The following is a 20,866-nucleotide window of genomic DNA, read 5'->3' as shown; positions in this document are numbered from 1 at the left end:
AGCCGGTAGATCAGCCGAAGGTAAATGCATAGGCTTGCACGCCGGGGTCCAGGAATTCGATCGAGAACGTGCGGTCGGCAATGTCGCCGCGCTGGCGTACGAGCTGATACAGGCGCTGCCCGGTGACCGTGCCGCTGCCATCGTCGGACACGTCGGTGCCGTGCGATGCGCCCGGTGCTCGGCCGTCGATGGTCACGCGGAAGCGCACCGGTTTGCCGTCGGCGCCGGGGCCCAGCACAAGGTGCAGGTCGCGCGCGTGGAAGCGGTAAACGATGCTGCCGTTCGCGCGCTCCAGCGTTGCGTTTTCCTCTCCGATCTTCCAGTTGCCTGCAAGGCCCCATTCGTTCAGTGCGGGGTGGGCCGGCGATGCATAGTCCTTCGGCTGATCCTGCCTGGCGCCGCCGGGCGACGCGAAGTTCTCGGCGCGCGCATAGCCGACGTAGGTTTCCGGTGACTGCAACGCGCCGTTGTCGGCCGGCATTTCCACGCCCTGCATCGTATGGTCAGCGGTCATTGCCACCTTCGTCACGTCGGTGTGTCCGGCCTCGGCCAGCAGTTGCCGGATCACGGCTTCGGATTTCTCATACTCGCCTTCGCCGAAATGGTGGAAGCGCACGCGTCCCTGGGCATCGATGAAGTAGTGCGCGGGCCAGTAGTTGTTGTTGAACGCGCGCCAGATTGCGTAGTTGTTGTCGATGGCAACCGGATAAGTCACGCCAAGGTCCTTGGTGGCCTTGCGGACGTTGTCGATATTGCGCTCGAACGCGAACTCTGGCGCGTGCACGCCGATGACGACCAGGCCCTGGTCACGGTACTTGTCGGCCCATGCCTTCACATAAGGCAACGTGCGCAGGCAGTTGATGCACGAGTAGGTCCAGAAATCGACCAGCACCACCTTGCCGCGCAGCGCCTCGGCGGTTAGCGGCGGCGAGTTGAGCCACTCCACGGCGCCGTTCAGGCCAGGGAACTTGCCTTCCACCGGCAACGCGGCCTGGCGGTCCACGGCGCGCATCATCGTGGCGCCACGCTCTGTGGCGGATATGCTGGCGGGCTTGCCGGCGGCCGCCATCATCGCACCGCCGCCTTGGTCCTTATGGCCGAGCTTGTCGACCAGTCGCTGTTCCAGTCCACCCGTGGCAACCGTCGAAATACGCGTGAGGATGCCGGTATCGAGTCCGAGCGCGATCGCGCCGACGCCCAGCAGCATGGCTGCGCCGATGCCACGGCGAATCCATTCACCAGCACCGAGCGAACGCTTCATGGCCGCGAAGACACGGCCACCGATCAACAGCGCCACCGCCAGCGACGTGGCGGCGCCTGCGGCATAGGCCAGCAGCAACAGCGTGGTGCCGATGCTGGCGCCCTGCAGCGCGGCGCCGGTCAGTACGAGGCCGAGGATCGGTCCGGCGCACGGCGCCCACAGCAGCCCCGTGGCGATGCCGAGCAGGAACGATGAAGCGGGGCTGGCGGGACGGCCGTCCGCCTGCGCGAAGTTCGTCAGCCGGCTGCCCGCGTTGACCAGCGGCTGTGTGAGCCGTTCGGCAAGGCTTGGCAGCAGCAGCGTCAGGCCGAACACGGCCAGCAGCGCAATGGCCAGCCATCGCCCGTATTCGTTGGCCTGTGCTACCCAGCCGCCGCCAACCGCGGCCAGCGTGGCGACGCCTGCGAACGTGAGCCCCATGCCGGCCAGCAGCGGCAGGCCGCTACGTACGAACGGCTGGTCTGCGCGTGCAAAGACAAACGGCAGCACGGGCAGGATGCAGGGGCTCAGGATCGTGAGCGCACCGCCCAGGTAGGAAAGAATCAGTAGCAGCATGGCACGTTGTCCTCTTGGTGCTTTTTGGTCGCTATTGGTCAGGCGGATGCGGGGCGGAAGGTCATGGCCACGCCGTTCATGCAGTAGCGCAGGCCGGTGGGCTTCGGGCCGTCGTCGAACACATGGCCCAGATGGCCGCCGCAGCGGTGGCAATGCACGGCCGTGCGCCGCATGCCGAACGTGTAGTCGTCGGTGGTGCCCACGGCGTTGGGCAGCGGCGCCCAGAAGCTTGGCCAGCCGGTGCCGCTGTCGAACTTGGTGGACGACGAGAACAGGTCCTGCTGGCAGCCAGCGCACGCAAAGACGCCCTTGTGATGCTCGTCATTGAGCGGGCTGCTGAACGGCCGTTCGGTGGCTTCCTGGCGCAGTACCGCGTACTGGGCTGGCGTCAGCTTGCGGCGCCATTCCGCGTCGCTCAGCGTGACCGCGAAGGTTTCGGGCGCCTTCGGCGCGTCGCCCGCGCCGGCAGCACTGGCGGGGTTGCCGGCCAGCAGCCGCCAGCCGCCGATGGCGGCGACCGCGGCGGTCATCGTGCCGCCCGACAACAAAAAGCGTCTGGTGATGCGCATTGTGGACTCCATACTTGGAATGGGTGATCGCATGGTAGGCAACGACCCATGGCGAAGTCCTCGCCAAACCTTAAACAATTCGTGATAACTGGCGGGGCGGATTTCTGCACAATAGAGCCAGTTCAGAGCCCGGGGCCCACACAGCAACATGGAACACGCCAAACGCATCCTGCTCGTCGAGGACGACGTCGGCATCGCCAACGTCCTGGCCATGCATCTGCGCGACGAGCGCTATGAAGTCGTACACAGCGCGGATGGCGCGGAGGGGCTGCGCCTGCTCGAGCAGGGGGGCTGGGATGCGCTGGTGCTGGACCTGATGCTGCCCGGCGTCGATGGCCTTGAGATCTGCCGCCGCGCACGCGCGATGACGCGTTACACGCCGATCATCATCACCAGCGCCCGTTCGAGCGAAGTGCATCGCATCCTGGGGCTGGAACTCGGTGCCGACGACTACCTGGCCAAACCGTTCTCGGTGCTGGAACTGGTGGCGCGCGTCAAGGCGCTGCTGCGCCGCGTGGAGGCCATGGCGCGCGATGTGCGTGCCGATGCGGGCAGCCTGGAGCTGGCTGGCCTGGCTATCGACCCGCTTGCGCGCGAGGCCACCGTCGACGGCAAGCGGCTGGACCTGACGCCGCGAGAGTTCGATCTGCTGTACTTCTTCGCGCGGCATCCGGACAAGGTGTTCTCGCGCATGGACCTGCTCAACGCGGTCTGGGGCTATCAGCACGAGGGCTACGAGCACACCGTGAACACCCATATCAACCGGCTGCGCACCAAGATCGAGACCGATCCGGCGCAGCCGAAGCGCATCCTGACCGTGTGGCGGCGTGGCTATCGCTTCGTGGCCGACCCGCAGGCCGATGCCGCGCAGGACGGAGGAGAGTCATCGTGAACCTCTCGCTGACCCAGCGGCTGTCCGCCGTTTTCGCCGCGCTGCTGCTGGCCTGCTGCGGAGCATCGGCATGGCTGCAGGTGCGCGCGAATGCGATGCACGAGAAAGAGGTGGTGCAGGACATCTCGCGCGGACTCGCCGCCTATATCGCACGCAATGCACTGCTGGAGGACCAGAGCGCGATCGAACCGCAGGCGCTGCGCCAGCTTTTCGGCCAGCTGATGGTCGTGAACCCTAGTGTCGAGGTCTATCTGCTCGACGATCAGGGCCGCATACGCGGCCACGACGCGCCGGCCGGGCACCTCGTGCGTGACCACGTCGACCTGGCGCCGGTGAAGAAGCTGATCGACGGTGGCGCACTGCCGATTCTTGGCGACGATCCTCGCAGCGCCACTGCCCGCAAGGTCTTCAGTGCCGCGCCATTGCGGCGTGGCGGCTACATCTACGTGGTGCTGCAGGGCGAGGCGCACGACAGGCTTGCCGCACAGGCATCGCGCGATGCGGTGATGCGGACCACGCTATGGTCGATGGCGCTGGTGGCAGCGCTGGGGCTGGTGGCGGGTCTGGTGGCTTTCGGCCTGATCACGCGCCCGCTGCGGCGGCTGACGCTGGAGATCCGGCAATTCGATTCCGGCGATCCCGGTGCCGATCCGGCCGGCAGGGCGGCGGAGCCGATGCAGCGGGACGAGATTGCCGCGCTGCAGACGGCGTTTCGCCAGATGGCCAATCGTATCGAGACGCAATGGCGCGCACTCAAGCAGCAGGATCAGGAGCGGCGCGAGATGGTGGCCAATATCTCGCACGACTTGCGCACGCCGCTGACGTCGCTGCATGGCTATCTGGAAACGCTTTCGCTGAAGGCCGACAAGCTCACCGTTGAGGAGCGCCAGCGCTACCTGGCCATCGCGCTGGCGCAGAGCGCCAAGGTGGGCGGGCTTGCGCAGTCGCTGTTCGAACTCGCGCGGCTGGAGCACGGCATGGTGCAGGCGATACCCGAGGAGTTTTCGATCGTCGACCTGACGCAGGACGTGCTCGAGAAATTTGCATTGCCTGCGGAGGCCAAGCATCTCCAGTTGCGTGCAGGGGTGCCGCCGGCGCTGCCTGCGGTGACCGCCGATCTCGGCATGATCGAGCGTGTGCTGACCAATCTGCTCGATAACGCGATCCGCCATACGCCGGCGGGCGGGACGGTGGAGGTCGATCTGGCCAGCCAGAACGGCAGCGTGGCGGTCACGGTCAGCGACACGGGCCCCGGCATACCGCCAGCCTTGCGTGAATCGCTGTTCCAGCGGCCGTTCCCGTCGGGCGGGGCGCACCGGGGCGGCGGGCTGGGGCTGCTGATCGTGCAGCGCATGCTGCAGTTGAACGGCAGTCAGGTGCGGCTGGTGGACGGCCCGGTGGGGCAGGCAGGCACGATGCTCACGTTCCTGTTGCCCGCCGCGAGCCGCGCGAAGCGCCAGGCAGCGCAGGCAGACTCGGCAGTCGTGCGATGAACACGCCAGCACGCACCGGCGTTGGTGCGGCGGCGTAGCTCGGCGTGGTGCGCTGGCTTCTACGTCGCTTTGGTATAACCTGAAACGCAACGAACCTCCGATCTCCCGGCGCGTCTCTCTATTATCGGAGCGGGTCGTTGACGGAGGACTCGACAGTGCGACGTGATCTACAGTTCACGGGCAGAAGTTGCTGGTTCGCGGCCGGATTGCTGGTCGGCGCGCTGGCTGCCGGCTTTTGTGCAGCGCTCGGCGCCCGGCGTGCACTGCGCACCGGCGACGAGTCCAGTGCCGGCTCAGACATCGGGCAGGACCCGCGCGTGGTGGCGCTGATGTCAGCGTCGCCAGACAGCGGGTCGGACATGTTCGAGTACCGCGGCTTCGTGGTGCACCTGTTCTGGCAGGCGCTGGGCCGTGAGCGCTACAAGGCATGGTGCGATATCTGGGAGGCGGGCGCCGTGGTGCAGGAAGCGGGCGGGCCGCCGGCAACCTATCCCACAGCCGCCGAGGCCCGCATGGCCGCTGGCGCGTGGGCGCGCCACTGGGTGCAGAACAATGGCTAGCTGACCTGGGCCCCCGAGCCTTACCCGTGACGGTATCCCGCCGACGTGGGGGGCTGTATGCGCGGCCGCCGCCACGTGGCGCTGCGGACCAGCGTGTTACGATGCGCCGCATTATCCGGAGTTCAAGATGTTTGTTTGCCAAAACCAGCCCTGCGGCGCGCGCTGGGCGCCCGACGAAGTGGAAATTCACAATGAAGGGCAGGGCCCGATATTCCGCTGCCCGCTCTGCGGCGCGCGCAACTATCTGCAGGCCAGCAAGGGGCGCGGTGGCGCGATTACGTACAAGCAGGTCAGCCGCGAGCAGGCCGGCGTTGGCAAGGCCGGCAATGACAAGGCGGGAGCAGACAAGGCGGGAGCAGGCAAGGCAGGGAATGACAAGGCGGGGGCCGGCAAGTCACGCGGCGCACAGCGCCGACGCGGCTGATGCCCTTGCGCGAGAGGGTCTCCGCAATACGCGATAGCGAATATGGCTCAAGCCAGCGGGCTTGGGGCCGTTAAGGCGGAGATGGACATCAGCGACCTATCCCACGATTCCGCTTCCAATGCCGAAATCATTGGCTGGGCGGGTGCTTCGCCGCAAGTGATCGCGCGCGTGCTCAATACCGCGCTGGCGGCACAGGACCTGTCGGGCTTTGCGGCCCTGCTGTCCGACATCGCTCGCGATCGCGGACTCAAGGGTGCGCGCGGCACGCATCAGTCGATCTACGACATGCCTTACGCGAGTCTGTTGCCGCGTCAGAAGCATATGCTGGCCGACGCATTCGACCTGTTCCTGCGGCTTGGCATCGAGTTTCGCGCGCGCGGCGACGGCACCGACGACCTTGCCGACGATGACGACGATCCGCCGCCGCTGCGCGACATGGACGATGACGATGTCATCGACGAGGAAGGCCACCGCGCCTGAACGGGGCGCCATTGGCGCCCCGGCCTGCCCCAGCCCGCCTACGCGCGGTCATGCGCGTTCATGCACGGTCAAGCAGGCCGATCTCCCTGACCGCCACCGACAGCATCGACAATGCCCCGGCGCCGGAGACTCCCGATGCGCGCTGGTCGGCCAGCATCTGCGCGTAGCGGTCCAGTGCCGGCGTGCGGCTGGCACGCCAGCCTTCGATCAACGCCTGTGCGTCCTCTCCATTGAAGGACTGCCCCAGCACGCTGGTTGTCAACGCACGCTTGAGCCGGCCAAGGTCTTCGAGCGTGGTCGTGCGCGCCAGCAGGTCCCAATGCGTGTCGGCGGGCAACGACAGCGCACGTTCGCGCAGCCAGCCAAAGTTCAGTTCCGTATCGAGCGCGAAGTAGACCCCTGCCACCGCGCCAAGGCTGCGGCCGCATGACCCGGATACTTCGGCAATGTCCAGCGCGGCCGCGGCGATATCGCTGGCTGCCACGCGCAGCGCCAGGTCTTCGTCCACACCTGCCTCGGTCAGTGCGAGTGCGCGCTCGGCCAGGGCCTGTGACGGCTCCGGCGGCAACAGCGTAGGCAACTGCGGCGTGAGCCATTGCGCGGCTTCCACGAAGCGCGCGGCCCCGGGTTCCACCGTGCCGCCACCGCGCAGGTAGCGGACGAACCAGAGCGTGGCCCGTTCCAGCAGCCGCCCCAGATCGCCGAACATGCGTGCCTGCACGGCGTCGTCGACGCGGTTGTCGATCGCGTCGATGCGTTCCCAGAGACCGGTCAGCCCGAACACATCGCGGGCCAGCAGGCAGGCGCGCACGATGTCGGCGGGCCGTGCGTCGGTTTCCTCCATCTGATGATGGACGAACGTGGCGCCGATGCGATTCACCAGCATGTTTGTCAGGTGCGTAGCCAGGATTTCGCGCCGCAGCGGGTGGCGCTGCATTGCCTCGGCGTAGCGCTGGCGCAGCGGCTTCGGGAAGTAGTCGGCCAGCAGACCTGCAACGAGCGCGTCCTCGGGGAGATCGGACGCCAGCAACTCGTCATAGAGCCACATCTTGCTGTACGCCAGCAGCACTGCGCGTTCGGGCGACGTCAATCCGGCACCAAGTGCCTTGCGCTCGGCGATATCCTCTTCCGCGGGCAGGAATTCCAGCGGCCGATTGAGCCGGCCCGCGCGCTCCAGCCAGCGGATCAGCCGCGCCTCGGCGTCGACCAGCGCGGGTGCCACGCGGCCGGCCACCGAAAGCGCCTGGGTCTGGTAGTAGTTGTCCTGCAGCACCAGCAGACCCACTTCGTCGGTCATCTCGGCCAGCAGCTTGTTGCGCTGCTTCTCGGTCATCTCGCCGTCGGCCACCACGATGCCAAGCAGGATCTTGATGTTGACCTCGTGATCGGAGCAGTCGACACCGGCCGAGTTGTCGATCGCATCGGTATTGATGCGGCCGCCGTTGCGCGCGAACTCGATCCGCCCAAGCTGCGTAAAGCCCAGGTTGCCGCCTTCGCCCACCACCTTGCAGCGCAGTTCGTTGCCGTTGACGCGCACCGGATCGTTGGTGCGATCGCCGGCCTGCAGGTGGGTTTCGGTGCTGGCCTTCACATAGGTGCCGATACCGCCGTTGTAGAGCAGGTCAACGGGCGCAAGCAGGATGGCATGGATCAGCTCGGCCGGGGGCAGCGATGCCGCCGTGATGCCGAGCACGGCCTGCACCTGTGGCGACAGCGCGATGGTCTTGGCCGTGCGCGGATAGATGCCGCCGCCTGCCGAAATCAGCGTTGCGTCATAGTCGGCCCAGCTTGACCGCGGCAGTTCGAACAGGCGTGCGCGTTCGGCCAGGCTCCTGGAGCAGTCGGGGTCGGGGTCCAGGAAGATGTGGCGATGGTCGAAGGCGGCCACAAGCTTGATGTGGGGCGACAGCAGCATGCCGTTGCCGAACACGTCGCCGGACATGTCGCCGACACCAACCACCGTGAACGGAGTGGTCTGGATGTCCGTGCCCATCTCGCGGAAGTGCCGCTTGACGCTTTCCCACGCGCCGCGCGCGGTGATGCCCATCTTCTTGTGGTCGTAGCCCACCGATCCGCCCGAGGCAAATGCATCGTCGAGCCAGAAGCCATACTCGCGTGAGATCGCGTTCGCGTAGTCGGAGAACGTAGCCGTGCCCTTGTCGGCCGCCACCACCAGGTACGGGTCTGAATCGTCATGGCGCACCACTTCGGGCGGCGGCACCAGCTTGCCCGAGACGAGGTTGTCGGTCAGGTCCAGCAGGCCACGCAGGAAGGTCTGGTAGCAGGCCACGCCTTCGGCCAGGAACGCATCGCGATCGGTGGCCGGGGGCGGGCGCTTGACGACGAAGCCGCCTTTGGAGCCCACCGGCACGATGACCGTGTTCTTGACCATCTGCGCCTTCATCAGGCCCAGCACCTCGGTACGGAAATCCTCGCGCCGGTCCGACCAGCGCAGGCCGCCACGCGCAACGCGGCCGCCGCGCAGATGCACGCCTTCCACGCGCGGGGAGTAGACCCAGATTTCGAACATCGGGCGTGGTTCGGGCAGGCCCTGGACCAGCGCCGGGTTGAACTTGAACGAGACATACGGCCGCGGCATGCCGTCCGCGCCGCGATGGAAATAGTTGGTGCGCACCGTGGCGCTGATCACGTTGAGGAACAGCCGCAGGATGCGGTCCTCGTCGAGATTGGGCACCTTGTCGAGCGCGGCCTCGATATCGGCCAGCAGCTTCTTGCTGCGCGCGTCGTCCGGCGTGGCGCTGCTGGCAATGGCGGGGTCGAAGCGCGTGACGAACAGCGACACGAGCATGGCCGCGATGCCCGGGTTTGCGGTCAGCGCCCGCTCGATATAAGCATTGCTGAACGTGGACCCGACCTGGCGCAGATACTTGGCGTAGGCGCGCAGGATCGTCACGTCGCGGGCAGCCAGGCCTGCGCGCAGCACCAGCCGGTTGAAGTCGTCGTTCTCGATCTCGCCATTCCATGCGCGTCCGAACGCGTCCTCGAACAGCGGCTTGGCGCGCTCGATCTCCACGTCGAACGGCTGGCTGTCCTGGTCGGTGGCGATCTCCAGGCCGAAATCGTGAATCCAGACGGGGTCGCCGGCATCGGGCTCGATCAGGTAAGGACGCTCCTCGTCGACACGCACGCCGAGGTGTTCGAGCATCGGCAGGCTTGCCGACAGCGCGATCGGCTCGCCGGCACGGAACACCTTGAAGCGGAACGCGCCCGGTGCGGATTCGATCGGGCGATACAGGTTCATGGCCAGTCCATGCGGATGCTGGCGCGCGTGTTCCATCAGCTCGATATCGCGCACGGCGATGCGCGGTGCGTAGTCCTCGCGGTAGCCGGCCGGGAACGAATCGCCATAGCGGCGCAGCAGGCGGTTGCCATCCTCTTCGCCGCGGCTATCGTGCAGCGCGGCGGCCAGATCGTCCTGCCAGCGGCGCGTGGCCTGCACGATCCGTTCCTCCAGTTCGCGCGTATCGACCTCGGGCATCGCGCCGGGATGGCCGCGCACCGTGATCTGGATGCGCGCCAGCGGTGATTCGGACAGCAGCGGCGTGAACTCGCAGCCCGTGCCGTTGAAGGTCTGCATCAACAGTTTCTGGATGCGCTGGCGCAGGTCGGTGTTGTACTTGTCGCGCGGTACGAACACCAGGCACGAGATAAAGCGGTCGAAGCGGTCGCGCCGGACGAAGAGCCGCGTGCGCTGGTGTTCCTGCAGCCGCAGGATGCCAAGCGTGATCTCGGACAGTTCGTCTTCCTCCGCCTGGAACATGTCGTCGCGCGGGTACTGCTCAAGGATCGTGACGAGCGACTTGTAGAGGTGGCCCTTGGTCAGGAAGCCGGCGCGCGACAGGATATTCGCGCACTTGCGCCGCACCAGCGGGATCTCGCTGGTGCTGACCATATAGGCCGTCGACGTGTACAGGCCCACGAAGCGGCGTTCGCCGAACAGCTTGCCATTGGCGTCCAGAAGCTTGACGCCGACGTAATCGAGATACCCGGGCCGGTGCACTGTGGAGCGCGAGTTGGCCTTGGTCAGGAAGATCGGCCATGCACCTTCTATGATGTTGCGGGCAGCGGCCGGCAGCAACGTGACATCGTCCGCGCCGGGGTCGCGCAGCGCTTCGCGCAGGATGCCCGCACCGGAACCCTGCACGCCGCGCAGAAGATACTGGCCGTCACGCGTGATCAGTTCGTAGTCGCGATGGCCCAGGAACGTGAAATGGTCGTCCATCATCCATTCCAGGAACGCGCGTGCTTCCACCGATTCCGGCGTGGCCGCGTCGGGCCCGCCGGACATGTTGCCGATGGTGTCCTGCGCGATCTGCTTCATGCGCGGCCAGTCCTCCACGGCGGCGCGCACGTCGCCAAGGATGCGCGCGATGCTGTTGCGCAGCGATTCGAGCTGTGTCGCGTCGCCGGTCCGGTCAACTTCGAAATGGATGAACGATTCGAGCCGGCAGTTGCCGGTGGCAGCTTCGCTGCCGCCAAGGCCGATGCTCTCGATGCCACCGCCCGCCTCGCGGCAGATGCGGAATATCGGGTGGAGGGCGGAATGCAGCGTCAGCCCGTGGCGGTTGATTTCCATGGTCACCGAATCGACCAGGAAAGGCATGTCGTCGTTGACGATCTCGATGATCGTGTGGTCCGAATGCCAGCCGTGTTCTTCAAGGTTCGGGTTGTAGACGCGCAATCGCGCGGTGCCCGGCACGAATTTCTGGGCGGTCTGCCAGTGCGCCATCGCGGCGCCGTAGAGATCGGCCACATTGCGCGCGAGCAGGTCCTCTGCATCGGCCAGATCATAGTAGTGGCGCAGCAGCGGCTCGACGATCCCGAACGTCGCGGCGGGCAGCCGCTCACGTGCGAAAGCGACCAGATCCTCCAGCAACTGCGCAACCTTTTCTTCGTTTTCCGGGGGCATGGCGTCTCCTCGGCGGTGTGCCGGTGCATGCTCACACTGTAGGAAAGATTTCCCGTGCCCGGGTGACAAATGAAAACGCCCCGCGAAAGGCGGGGCGTCATGGGGCGGGCGGCGGCCGCTCGGGCCGCTCGGGCAGGTCAGGCAGCGATGGCCTGTTGCGCAACGCGGCGGATTTCGTCAGGCACCACCATCGACAGTTCGTTCTGCTCCCACGCAGCATGGCGGCTGTGCCGCGCGGTATGGTCCTGCAGCGTGGCCGTCATGCGATGCAGCAGGCCGCTCAGCGCAGCGCGCTCAGACGTGCCGAACTGGCCTGCCGACACCGAATGCAGTGCCTTGATTGCCTGCGCTGCGCGCTTGAGCCGCGTACCGGCGGCCGGTGCGATGCATGGTGCGCCGTCGACGGCGAAGTCGAGCCAGCCATCGTCGGCAAGTTCGCGCAGCAATCGTTCGCTCTGTGGGACATCCAGGAAGATGGCGGTCTCGCACGGTCGGCCACGCGTGAATTCTCCGTGGCGGATTGCCCGCAACAGCAGCCATTTGGGATAGGTCAGCCCCGATACGCTCAGGGTCTGTTCAAGCGCGCCTTGCCATGCCGTTACGGCTCCGATAAGCGCGAGTACTACAGGTTCGTGGATTTCGAGTGATTTGGGCTGCATTAGCTCAGGTCTCCCATATCAGGGTGCCGCCTGGCGCAGTCTGGGCCGGTGCATTGGCCGGCCCGGGCGGCTTGGGTGCCTGCCTCTCAAAGTGGGCAGGTCACGCCTTGGTACTGCTGGCAAAACTTGGTAGGCCGAACACTAGCAGCTATGTAAAGACATTGGTGTGACAGGTTGGGCAAATGTCGGGTATGTCCTAGTCATTCTTATGGATGAGGGGCAGCAGGCGCCGCTTGCCGCATCGGGTGTGACGTAAGCCCGGACAAAAAAATGGCCCCCGCCTGGAAGCGGGGGCCATGTGCCTGGAGCAGCCAGAGCGGCCAGAGCAGCCTGTGGCGTTACTCTTTCTTGGCGCCGTCGGTGTACGTATCGAACTTGCCAGACTTGGCGCCGTCCGTGTACGTATCGAACTTGCCAGTCTTCGCGCCGTCGGTGTACGGGTCAGCCTTCTTGCTCGGCGCAAGCTCGGACTTGGTCGACTTCTTGGCGCCGTCGCTATATGGGTCGAACTTGCCGGATTTGGCAGCGTTCTGCTTGGTCTTGTCCTTGGTGTGAGCGCCACCGTAGAGATCGCCACCCTCCGTGTAGTTTTTCTGTGCGTGGGCCAGTTGCATGGTGCCCAGGGCCGCCATGGCGGCAACAATCAGCGTCGGTACGGTCTTCTTCAGCAGCATCTTCATCCTCGCAGGTAACTGCCAGGCTGATAGCCCGGCGAATATGGAAAAATATGGCTTCCTGTGCTGTGAACTGTACCGGGGATCGCGGCGGGTCGCCTAGTGAAACTTGTAGTAACAATGTTCAGGCGCCGAGACAGCCACGCCAACTGGCTGTCTCGTGCCCGCCTTTCCTTATTCCAGCGTGATGTTCTGGTCCACGGCGATCTTCTTGCGCAGTTCCAGTTCGCGCTTGATCTGCGCCGAGTACTGCTGCGGCGTGTTGCCATCCGGATAGGCGCCGGCGTCATGCAGACGTTTCTTCACATTCGGGTCCTGCAGCGCCTTGACCGCAGCGTCGTGCACGCGGGTGACGATAGCCGCCGGCGTGCCCGCCGGGGCAACCAGCCCGTACCAGGCCATGTTGTTCATGTCCTTCATGCCTTCCTCGGCGAAGGTCGGCACGTTGGGCAGGCCTTCCACGCGCTTGGGCGCGGCAACGGCCAGCGCACGCAGCTTTTCGCTCTGGATGAACGGCATCGACGACGGCAGGTTGTCGAACTGCGCATTGACCTGTCCGGCCAGCGTGTCATTCAGTGCCGGGCCCGATCCGCGATACGGAATGTGGACCATGTCGGTCTTGGTCATGTACTTGAACAGCTCGCCGTCCAGGTGCGAGATGCTGCCCTTGCCGGCCGATGCGTAGCTGTACTTGCCCGGATTCGATTTGACCAGCGCGATGAACTCCTTCAGGTTCTTTGCCGGCACCTTCGGATTCACGGTCAGCACGTTCGGCACGTTCACGAGGTTCGTGATCGGCGAGAAGTCCTTGAGCGGGTCGTACGGGTTCTTCGGGTTGGTGGCCGGGTTCGTGGCCATCGTGCTGACGGTGGCAATGCCGAGCGTATACCCGTCAGGTGCGGCCTTGGCCAGCGCGTCGGCGCCAATCGCGCCGCCGCCGCCGCCACGGTTTTCCACCACCACCGGCTGGCCCAGTTCACGGCCAAGTGCATCGGATACGGCGCGGCCAACGATATCAGTGGTGCCGCCTGCCGCAAACGGTACGATCAGACGGATCGGCTTGGCCGGGTAGGACTGTGCGTGAGCGACGCCGGTCTGCGTCAGGCCGAGGATGGCGAGGGCGGCTGCCGCGCCTGCATTCAGGACTGCTTTCAAGAGATGCCTCCAGGTATTGCTTGTTATGTTCCGCAATGCGGAACTTCGTTCCGGGCTGTGCGCCAACGGGCATTCAACCGTGAAAGGACGGGGTGGGATATCAGGGAGAACCCGCAACCCGCGGATGCACGGACGCACGCGAGACACGGTACTGGATGGGCGGTGTCGGGAATGCGAAAAGCAAAAGGCCGAAAGCATTGCTGCTTTCGGCCTTTTTGAATTCGCTGGTGGGGCGTGAGTGACTCGAACACTCGACCTACGGATTAAGAGTCCGCTGCTCTACCAACTGAGCTAACGCCCCAACGAAGAAAAAGATTTTAGCAAGGTACCGAATACTGCGCAAGCCCTTTCATCCATATTTTTCGTCGATGTGCGATGTGGCGCTTACAATGCGCCCACCTTCCACGGTTTACATCGGCCATGCATGCCCGTGTTCTGCGCTATCTGGATGAAGTTGTGCGACGTGGCTCGATCCGGCGCGCTGCCGAGCATCTGCACGTGGCGCCCACTGCCATCAACCGGCAGATCCTTGAGCTCGAAGCGGAGCTGGGCGCGCCGCTGTTCGATCGCATCAACAAGCGGCTGCATCTGACGCCACTTGGCGAAATGGTGCTCGCCCATGTCCGGCAGACGCTGCGCGAGCACGAGGCATTGCGTGCGCGGGTGGCCGAAGTCAAGGGCGCGCGGCGCGGAATGGTCACGGTAGCGACGACGTCGGGCCTGGCTGGATCGCTGCTGCCGTCACTGGTGCACGATTTCCGCCAGCACCATCCGGGCATCGTCGTGCGGGTGGCGGACCTGCCGGTCGATGGCATCGTGGCGGCGGTGGAGCAGGGCGATGCCGATCTCGGCCTCGGCTATGACCTGCCCGAGGTTGCGGCATTCCGTGTGGTGGCAAGCCGTGACTGGTCGATCGGCGCGGTGGTGGCGCCGGGGCATCCGCTGGCGACACAGCCTTCGGCGCGGCTGGCGGAGTGTGCCGGTTACCCGCTGATCCTTCCGGCGCCGTCGCTGTCGATCCGCGCGTTGATCGACGACGCCTTCGCGCGGCAGTCGCTGGAAGTGGCTGCCGCCGTGGAGTCGACCTCGGTCGTGCTGATCCAGCGGCTGGCGGCGGCGGGCGCCGGGGTAGCGTTGCTCAATCCGCTCGATGTCATGGAGGAGCGTGCGCGCGGTTCGGTGGTGTTTGTGCCGCTGCGCGATAGCGATCTGCGCCAGCAGGCGCTTCGGCTGGTCGCTCGCGCTCGCGCACCGTTGAGCCCGGCGGCCGAACTGATGGCCGATCGTATCGCGTCCGTGCTGGCCGGGCTGTTCCGGTAATCGGCCTTGTGTCCACAATTTGTGGACACCGAACGCGAAATTCTGCGCTTTGGGGGTGCGGTGGCGTTGCGTAGACTGCGCAATGTTCACAACCCACGCACACCCCTAGCATGACCCTGATCCTTCAGCGCGCCGACGTACTGGTCACCATGGACGCGCAGCGGCGCGAGATTCCCGACGGCGCGCTTGTCGCCAATGGCCCGGCCGTCGAATGGGTGGGGCCCACGGCCGAGTTGCCCGAACAGTACCGCCGCCTGGCCGACGAGGGGCGGGCCGAGGTGGTCGACATGCGCGGGCACGTGGTCATGCCCGGCCTGGTCAATACCCACCACCACATGTACCAGAGCCTGACGCGCGCCGTACCGGCCGCGCAGGATGCCGAGTTGTTCGGTTGGCTGACCAATCTCTACATGCTCTGGTCGCACCTGACGCCGGAGATGATCCGCGTGTCGACGCAGACCGCGATGGCCGAGCTGATGCTGTCGGGCTGCACAACCACGAGCGACCATCTGTACCTGTATCCGAACGGCTCGCGCCTGGACGATTCGATCGACGCCGCGCGGCAGATTGGCATGCGCTTTCATGCGGCGCGCGGCTCGATGAGCGTTGGCCGCAGCCAGGGAGGGCTGCCGCCCGATGTCGTTGTCGAGACCGAGGCGGCGATCCTGCGCGATAGCCAGCGGCTGGTCGAGCAGTATCACGATGCATCGCGCCACGCGATGCTGCGCGTGGTGCTGGCGCCGTGCTCGCCGTTCTCGGTGTCGCGCGACCTGATGCGGGAATCGGCAACGATGGCGCGCCACTATGGCGTGTCGCTCCACACGCACCTTGCGGAAAACGACAACGACATCGCCTATTCGCGCGAGAAGTTCGGCATGACCCCCGCGCAGTACGCCGAGGATCTTGGCTGGGTCGGCCACGACGTCTGGCACGCGCACTGCGTCAAGCTCGACGATGAAGGTGTGGCGCTATTCGCGCGCACCGGTACGGGCGTGGCCCATTGCCCGTGCTCGAACATGCGGCTGGCATCGGGCATTGCGCCGATCCGCCACATGCGAGACGCGGGCGTGCCGGTGGGACTGGGTGTCGACGGCAGTGCTTCGAACGACGGCGCGCATATGCTTGGCGAAGCGCGGCAGGCGATGCTGCTGCAACGTGTGGGCTACGGTCCTGCGGCGATGAGCGCGCGTGAGGCGCTGGAGATTGCAACGCTCGGTGGTGCACGCGTGCTCAATCGTGATGACATTGGCGCGCTGGCGCCGGGCATGTCGGCCGATATCGTCGCGTTCGACATGTCCGGAGTCGGCTATGCCGGGGCGGGGCACGATCCTGTTGCGGCATTGGTGTTCTGCACGCCCGGCAATGTGTCGACAAGCATCATCAACGGCCGTGTGGTGATTCGCGAAGGGCGTCTGCTGACGGCGGATCTGCCGAACGTGCTCTCCGATCACCGGCGTCTGGCGCGCACGCTGTTCGAGCGTGCACAGGCAGCGGGCGTCTGACAATCTGACTGAGGCTTCATGAGCGTTTGGTGCGTGGATCGCATCGAACGCTCACCATCGAACGCTCACGAAAGAGTGGCAAAAAGCCAAAGAACCAAATAGCCCAAAAGGAAAAGGCCGGAAGCATTGCTGCTTCCGGCCTTTTTTGTGTCTGGTGGGGCGTGAGTGACTCGAACACTCGACCTACGGATTAAGAGTCCGCTGCTCTACCAACTGAGCTAACGCCCCGACGAAGACCGAGATTCTAGCAGCATTTTCGGCTTTGTCAAATCTTTCGCGTAGCGTCTTTCAATCCATTCGCACATCGCGCTGACACGAGCGCCAGCCAGGCTCGTTGTGCGAGTTAACTGACGGCTGGAACTGTCGGTGCGGCATGGCGGTCATTCAGAAAGATCGCATTCTCGTAGCTTCACGCAGGGGATCACGAACGATTTGCACAAAGCCATGTTAGGATCCTTTTTCCACTTGCATATGGAGGGCTGTGATGATGGAAATCAAATTCCAGGAGCAAGATCGCTACGACATCAACAACGAGGGTTTGCTGTTCCACGCGATTGTCGATGGTGAGCAAGTGACGTGTGTAGTGACACGCGAAGCACTGTGGGAAGGCTTCAGCGCCGATCAGGTGCTGTCGCTCGAAGAGGCTTTCCGCGCCGGTCGTGAAACGATCGAACGCGCGGCCGTGGTGCTGATCGAGCAGGGCGTGCCCCAGCCGATCGTGGTAAAGCGCGCGCACGTGGCGCCGGTCTGACGTCGGCGGCAGTACCCTCCGCCGCCGGCTTCGGCCGCGTTCAACTGCAGACCGGCCGGCGCGCTTTCATCCCTACTGATCTCCGTATTTCTTTCTTAGTCTGGTTGTCTGGAATGCCATTCAGGCAGGGTTTGCCGTGCCTGGCTCATTGGCTTGTGGCGAACGCTTCACCGTCGCCACGGTTTCGGCTGCCCGCCCGGCGCAAGGACGCTGCACGTCGGCTCAGCCGAGGTTCAGCGTCGCCACGACCGGCGTGTGGTCGGACGGCTGCTCCCAGCGGCGCGGTTCCTTGTCGATGGCGCATGCCGCGCACTGCTGTGCCAGCCCGGCAGACAGCAGGATATGGTCGATGCGCAGCCCCGCGTTGCGGCGGAAACCCATCATGCGGTAATCCCACCACGAGAACATCTTGTCGGGCTGTTCGAACATGCGGAATGAATCGACCAGGCCCAGTTCGATCAGTGCCTTGAAGGCATCGCGCTCCTGCGGCGAGACCAGGTTCTGGCCCTCCCATTTGGCCGGATCATGGACGTCGCGGTCTTCCGGCGCGATGTTGAAGTCGCCCAGCAGTGCCAGCTTCGGATAGCGGACCATCTCGGCACGCAGCCAGTCGGTCATGGCCTTGAGCCAGTCAAGCTTGTAGACGAACTTGTCCGAGTCGAGAGCCTGACCGTTCGGGAAGTACGCGCTGATCAGGCGCACATCGCCATAGGTGCCCGCGATCACGCGCTGCTGCGCATCCTCGTAGCCGGGAATGTTGCGCACCACATCGGTCGGCACGGGCATGGCCGTGTCACGGGCCACGATTGCCACGCCGTTATAGGTCTTCTGGCCGGTGAAGATGCTGTGGAAGCCGGCCGCTTCGAGTTCCGCCAGCGGGTACTTGTCGTCGGGCAGCTTCAGTTCCTGCAGGCATAGCGCATCGATCGGCGTGCCTGCGGCATCCTGCGCGCCAAGCCATTGCAGCACCTGCGGCAGGCGGACTTTGAGGGAATTGACGTTCCAGCTCGCGATTCTCATATCTGGTTGTTTTGTGGATTGTCGTTGCCATCGGGCGCGTCTTCGACGGCACCCATGCCGCCAAGCAGGTCGCGCCGGTCGAGGATCGCATAGGCGATCTCCGGGTGGGCTTCCATGCTGCGCCGGATGGCGGCCGGTATCGCCAGCCTGGTCTTGCGGCACAGTCCCGGCTGATCGGCCAGTTCGATACGGAAGCCGCGTGTAGTGCGCACCACGTTGTCGCTCGGCGTGATCGTGATCACGATGCCGAGCAGTTCGTGCATCCTTGCCTGCATCCGCTCAAGCTCGTCGAGTGTGGCGATGGTCTCGAGCCGGTCGACCAGCTTCTTTTCCTCCTGCTGCGTGAGCCGCAGGATGCGCAGGTCGGCGTGCGGATCCGCCAGCAGCACTTCCCGGTTGCAGACGCAGGCGCCCGGCGGACATTCCTTACGGATCGGGGAAGGAATGTTCATGCTCAGGGCGCCTGGTTGGGGAGCGCAGGGTGGTCAGGCTGCCGTTGCCGTCTCGGTCATGCCGCCATGCCTGAGCAGCGCATCGATCCGGGGCGCGCGGCCGCGGAACGCCACGAACGATTCCATCGCCGGGCGGCTGCCGCCCACAGACAGGATCTCGCGGCGATAGCGCTCGCCAGTGGCGGCATCGAGCACGCTGCCCGAAAGCTGCGCCGCTTCCTCGAATGCGGCATAGACATCGGCGGACAGCACTTCGGCCCATTTGTAGCTGTAGTAGCCCGCCGCGTAGCCGCCCGCGAAGATGTGGCTGAACGTGTTCGGCCAGCGCGACAGCGGCGATTGCGGTACCACGTGCCGGGTGTCGTTGACCTGGCGCGACAGGTCCAGCACCGACACCGCCCCCTGCGGGTCAAAGTCGGTGTGCAGGTGCATGTCGAACGACGAGAACACGATCTGGCGCAGCGTCATCATGCCGTTCTGGAAGTTCTTCGCGGCCAGCATGCGGTCGAACAGCACGCGCGGCAGCGGGGCGGCGGTGTCCACGTGCGCCGTCATCGTCGACAGGACCTCGTACTCCCAGCAGAAGTTCTCCATGAACTGCGACGGCAGTTCCACGGCATCCCATTCCACGCCGTTGATGCCGGACACGCCAAGGTCGCCCACCTGGGTCAGCATGTGGTGCAGGCCGTGGCCGAATTCGTGGAACAGCGTGATGACTTCGTCGTGCGTGAACAGCGCGGGCTTGTCGCCAACCGGCGCGGTGAAGTTGCAGGTCAGGTAGGCCACCGGCGTCTGCACGGTGGCATTGCTGCGTTCCTTGCGGCCGCGCGCATCGTCCATCCAAGCGCCGCCGCGCTTGCCTTCCCGCGCGTACAGGTCGATATAGAACTGGGCGAGCAGGGCGCCTTGCGGCGACACCACGCGGAAGAAGCGCACGTCCTTGTGCCAGGTCTGCGTCGTGTCCGGCTGGATCTTGACCGAGAACAGCTTCTCGGCCACGCCGAACAGTCCTTCAAGCACCTTCGGTTCCTGGAAGTACTGCTTGACCTCGTCGTCGGAGAACGAATAGCGCTTCTGGCGCAGTTTCTCCGATGCATAGGCCACATCCCATGGCTCGATCTTTTCCAGGCCCAGCTCGGCCGCGGCAAACTCGCGCAGTTCGGCCCAGTCGCGCTCGGCGAACGGACGCGCCTTGACGGCGAGTTCGTCGAGGAACTTGAGCACTTCGGCGGGCGACTCGGCCATCTTCGGCACCAGCGACACCTCGCCGTAGTTGTTGTAGCCGAGCATGTGCGCCTCTTCCCGGCGCAGCGTCAGCTGCTCGCGCATATTGGCCGTGTTGTCCCAGTCCGCCTGGCCGTTGCCATACTGCGCGCCGAGTTCCGAGGCGCGCGTGACGCTGGCCTCGTACATGGTCTGGCGCAGCGCGCGGTCGTCCGCGTACTGCAGCACCGGGAAATACGAAGGGAAGTGCAGCGTGAACTTCCAGCCGGCCTTTTCATCCTTCTGCGCGGCCAGCGCGGCCGCTTCCAGTGCGTCGGCGGGGATGCCGGACAGGCGGGCTTCGTCCTCCATATACAGCGCGTAGCCGTTGGTGGCGTCCAGCACGTGATCGGAGAACGCCTTGGACAGTTGCGCCTGCTGCTCCTGGATTTCGGCGAAACGCGGTTTCTGGTCCTCGGGCAGCTCGGCGCCGCCCAGGCGGAAACCGCGCAGTTCGTTTTCAAGCAGTTGCTTGCGCGCCGGCGACAGCCCGGCGAACTCGGTGCTCGCAGCAACGGCCTTGTATTTCTCGTAAAGGGCCAGGCTCTGGCCCACCGACGACCAGAACTCGGTCATGCGCGGCAGGTTGTCGGCGTGAGCCTTGCGCAATTCGGGAGTGTCGGATACCGCGCTCAGGTGGCCAACCACGCCCCAGGCGCGGCCGAGCGGCTCGGTGGCGGTCTCCAGCGCCTCGACGGCACTGGCCCAGGTGGCAGGCGTGGCCGGATTCTCGGCGATTGCGACGGCGGCCTGTGCCTCGGCAAGCAGCACATCCAGCGCCGGTCCGATGTGCTCGGGCCGGATCTCCGCAAAACGCGGCAGGTCGGCAAAGTCAAGCAGCGGGTTGTTGGCGCGGTCGGTGGTATCGGTCATGGTGGCAAATTCCGGTTGGCTGCCTGAATGCGG

Annotated in this window: 17 protein-coding genes and 2 tRNA genes; 8 read left to right on the top strand and 11 right to left on the bottom strand. The window is 65.2% G+C overall.

Translation table 11 applies throughout. From position 1 onward, the window contains the following. Nucleotides 1-10: 10 nt before the first annotated feature. Entirely contained in the window at nucleotides 11-1,816 is a 1,806-nt protein-coding gene (locus tag B552_RS0112020) for a cytochrome c biogenesis protein DipZ (RefSeq protein ID WP_019449270.1), read from the bottom strand. Between the two features lie 38 nt (nucleotides 1,817-1,854). Beyond that, nucleotides 1,855-2,385 (bottom strand): peptide-methionine (R)-S-oxide reductase MsrB, encoded by a 531-nt coding sequence (gene msrB / locus B552_RS0112015; protein ID WP_019449269.1) that lies wholly within the window; start codon nucleotides 2,383-2,385, stop codon nucleotides 1,855-1,857. Between the two features lie 148 nt (nucleotides 2,386-2,533). Here msrB and B552_RS0112010 point away from each other — a divergent pair, with 148 nt between their 5' ends. The 5 genes from B552_RS0112010 to B552_RS0111990 all read left to right on the top strand — a co-directional run bounded on the left by B552_RS0112010 (nucleotide 2,534) and on the right by B552_RS0111990 (nucleotide 6,234). Continuing rightward, on the top strand, nucleotides 2,534-3,277 hold the full coding sequence (locus tag B552_RS0112010) for a response regulator transcription factor (protein ID WP_019449268.1): 744 nt from the start codon (nucleotides 2,534-2,536) through the stop codon (nucleotides 3,275-3,277). After that, nucleotides 3,274-4,770, top strand: coding sequence for a HAMP domain-containing sensor histidine kinase (locus tag B552_RS0112005; protein ID WP_019449267.1), 1,497 nt, complete (start codon nucleotides 3,274-3,276; stop codon nucleotides 4,768-4,770). Before B552_RS0112010 ends, B552_RS0112005 begins: the two co-directional genes overlap by 4 nt. A gap of 155 nt (nucleotides 4,771-4,925) precedes the next feature. Then, a complete protein-coding gene (locus tag B552_RS0112000) occupies nucleotides 4,926-5,330 on the top strand; it encodes a hypothetical protein (protein WP_026035582.1) in 405 nt (134 codons plus the stop codon). 127 nt (nucleotides 5,331-5,457) lie between these two features. Further along, on the top strand, nucleotides 5,458-5,754 hold the full coding sequence (locus tag B552_RS27450) for a hypothetical protein (RefSeq protein ID WP_019449265.1): 297 nt from the start codon (nucleotides 5,458-5,460) through the stop codon (nucleotides 5,752-5,754). Nucleotides 5,755-5,835: 81 nt separating this feature from the next. Further along, nucleotides 5,836-6,234 carry a hypothetical protein gene (locus B552_RS0111990; RefSeq protein WP_019449264.1) on the top strand — a complete coding sequence of 133 codons (399 nt, stop codon included), beginning with the start codon at nucleotides 5,836-5,838 and terminating at the stop codon, nucleotides 6,232-6,234. 58 nt (nucleotides 6,235-6,292) lie between these two features. Here the strand turns inward: B552_RS0111990 and B552_RS0111985 are convergent, their stop codons facing one another. From B552_RS0111985 to B552_RS0111965, 5 genes are all read right to left on the bottom strand, one after another. Next, complete coding sequence (locus tag B552_RS0111985) at nucleotides 6,293-11,164, bottom strand: NAD-glutamate dehydrogenase (protein WP_019449263.1); 4,872 nt, start codon at nucleotides 11,162-11,164, stop codon at nucleotides 6,293-6,295. A 137-nt stretch (nucleotides 11,165-11,301) separates the two neighbouring features. Continuing rightward, entirely contained in the window at nucleotides 11,302-11,823 is a 522-nt protein-coding gene (locus B552_RS0111980) for a hypothetical protein (protein WP_019449262.1), read from the bottom strand. 338 nt (nucleotides 11,824-12,161) lie between these two features. After that, the gene (locus tag B552_RS0111975; protein WP_026035581.1) at nucleotides 12,162-12,494 is read right to left on the bottom strand and encodes a hypothetical protein; all 333 of its coding nucleotides are present in this window, start codon (nucleotides 12,492-12,494) and stop codon (nucleotides 12,162-12,164) included. 177 nt (nucleotides 12,495-12,671) lie between these two features. Then, entirely contained in the window at nucleotides 12,672-13,652 is a 981-nt protein-coding gene (locus tag B552_RS0111970; RefSeq protein ID WP_019449260.1) for a tripartite tricarboxylate transporter substrate binding protein BugE, read from the bottom strand. Nucleotides 13,653-13,877: 225 nt separating this feature from the next. Next, nucleotides 13,878-13,953 (bottom strand) — tRNA-Lys (locus B552_RS0111965). 119 nt (nucleotides 13,954-14,072) lie between these two features. Here B552_RS0111965 and B552_RS0111960 point away from each other — a divergent pair. Beyond that, complete coding sequence (locus B552_RS0111960) at nucleotides 14,073-14,972, top strand: LysR family transcriptional regulator (protein WP_019449259.1); 900 nt, start codon at nucleotides 14,073-14,075, stop codon at nucleotides 14,970-14,972. A 110-nt stretch (nucleotides 14,973-15,082) separates the two neighbouring features. Further along, the gene (locus tag B552_RS0111955; protein ID WP_019449258.1) at nucleotides 15,083-16,474 is read left to right on the top strand and encodes an 8-oxoguanine deaminase; all 1,392 of its coding nucleotides are present in this window, start codon (nucleotides 15,083-15,085) and stop codon (nucleotides 16,472-16,474) included. 152 nt (nucleotides 16,475-16,626) lie between these two features. On the opposite strand, the gene B552_RS0111950 is transcribed toward B552_RS0111955, so the two are convergent. Continuing rightward, nucleotides 16,627-16,702 (bottom strand) — tRNA-Lys (locus tag B552_RS0111950). Nucleotides 16,703-16,961: 259 nt separating this feature from the next. Here B552_RS0111950 and B552_RS0111945 point away from each other — a divergent pair. Next, on the top strand, nucleotides 16,962-17,225 hold the full coding sequence (locus B552_RS0111945) for a DUF1488 domain-containing protein (RefSeq protein ID WP_026035580.1): 264 nt from the start codon (nucleotides 16,962-16,964) through the stop codon (nucleotides 17,223-17,225). A gap of 222 nt (nucleotides 17,226-17,447) precedes the next feature. Here B552_RS0111945 and xth read toward each other — a convergent pair whose 3' ends face one another. Genes xth through B552_RS0111930 form a run of 3 tightly spaced genes read right to left on the bottom strand, consistent with a single transcriptional unit; the run spans nucleotide 17,448 to nucleotide 20,833 of the window. Then, on the bottom strand, nucleotides 17,448-18,245 hold the full coding sequence (xth, locus tag B552_RS0111940) for an exodeoxyribonuclease III (protein ID WP_019449256.1): 798 nt from the start codon (nucleotides 18,243-18,245) through the stop codon (nucleotides 17,448-17,450). Further along, nucleotides 18,242-18,697, bottom strand: a complete 456-nt coding sequence (locus B552_RS0111935) for a hypothetical protein (RefSeq protein WP_019449255.1) — start codon at nucleotides 18,695-18,697, stop codon at nucleotides 18,242-18,244. Before B552_RS0111935 ends, xth begins: the two co-directional genes overlap by 4 nt. 33 nt (nucleotides 18,698-18,730) lie before the next feature. Beyond that, nucleotides 18,731-20,833: a M3 family metallopeptidase gene (locus B552_RS0111930; protein ID WP_026035579.1), complete on the bottom strand. Its 2,103-nt coding sequence runs from the start codon at nucleotides 20,831-20,833 to the stop codon at nucleotides 18,731-18,733. Between the last annotated feature and the right edge of the window lie 33 nt (nucleotides 20,834-20,866).

The sequence above is a fragment of the Cupriavidus sp. BIS7 genome, assembly GCF_000292345.1.
GTDB lineage: Bacteria > Pseudomonadota > Gammaproteobacteria > Burkholderiales > Burkholderiaceae > Cupriavidus.
The sequence above is the reverse complement of the archived record's forward strand: the minus strand, read 5'-3'. Positions and strand labels throughout refer to the sequence as shown.

Excerpts from the sequence above, each read along its gene's own strand:
- B552_RS0111985 (WP_019449263.1), bottom strand. The coding sequence starts at position 11,164 with ATGCCCCCGGAAAACGAAGAAAAGGTTGCGCAGTTGCTGGAGGATCTG.
- B552_RS0111930 (WP_026035579.1), bottom strand. The coding sequence starts at position 20,833 with ATGACCGATACCACCGACCGCGCCAACAACCCGCTGCTTGACTTTGCC.
- msrB (WP_019449269.1), bottom strand. The coding sequence starts at position 2,385 with ATGCGCATCACCAGACGCTTTTTGTTGTCGGGCGGCACGATGACCGCC.
- B552_RS0112020 (WP_019449270.1), bottom strand. The coding sequence starts at position 1,816 with ATGCTGCTACTGATTCTTTCCTACCTGGGCGGTGCGCTCACGATCCTG.
- xth (WP_019449256.1), bottom strand. The coding sequence starts at position 18,245 with ATGAGAATCGCGAGCTGGAACGTCAATTCCCTCAAAGTCCGCCTGCCG.
- B552_RS0111990 (WP_019449264.1), top strand. The coding sequence starts at position 5,836 with ATGGACATCAGCGACCTATCCCACGATTCCGCTTCCAATGCCGAAATC.
- B552_RS0111960 (WP_019449259.1), top strand. The coding sequence starts at position 14,073 with ATGCATGCCCGTGTTCTGCGCTATCTGGATGAAGTTGTGCGACGTGGC.
- B552_RS0111955 (WP_019449258.1), top strand. The coding sequence starts at position 15,083 with ATGACCCTGATCCTTCAGCGCGCCGACGTACTGGTCACCATGGACGCG.
- B552_RS0111935 (WP_019449255.1), bottom strand. The coding sequence starts at position 18,697 with ATGAACATTCCTTCCCCGATCCGTAAGGAATGTCCGCCGGGCGCCTGC.
- B552_RS0111980 (WP_019449262.1), bottom strand. The coding sequence starts at position 11,823 with ATGCAGCCCAAATCACTCGAAATCCACGAACCTGTAGTACTCGCGCTT.
- B552_RS27450 (WP_019449265.1), top strand. The coding sequence starts at position 5,458 with ATGTTTGTTTGCCAAAACCAGCCCTGCGGCGCGCGCTGGGCGCCCGAC.
- B552_RS0112010 (WP_019449268.1), top strand. The coding sequence starts at position 2,534 with ATGGAACACGCCAAACGCATCCTGCTCGTCGAGGACGACGTCGGCATC.
- B552_RS0111945 (WP_026035580.1), top strand. The coding sequence starts at position 16,962 with ATGGAAATCAAATTCCAGGAGCAAGATCGCTACGACATCAACAACGAG.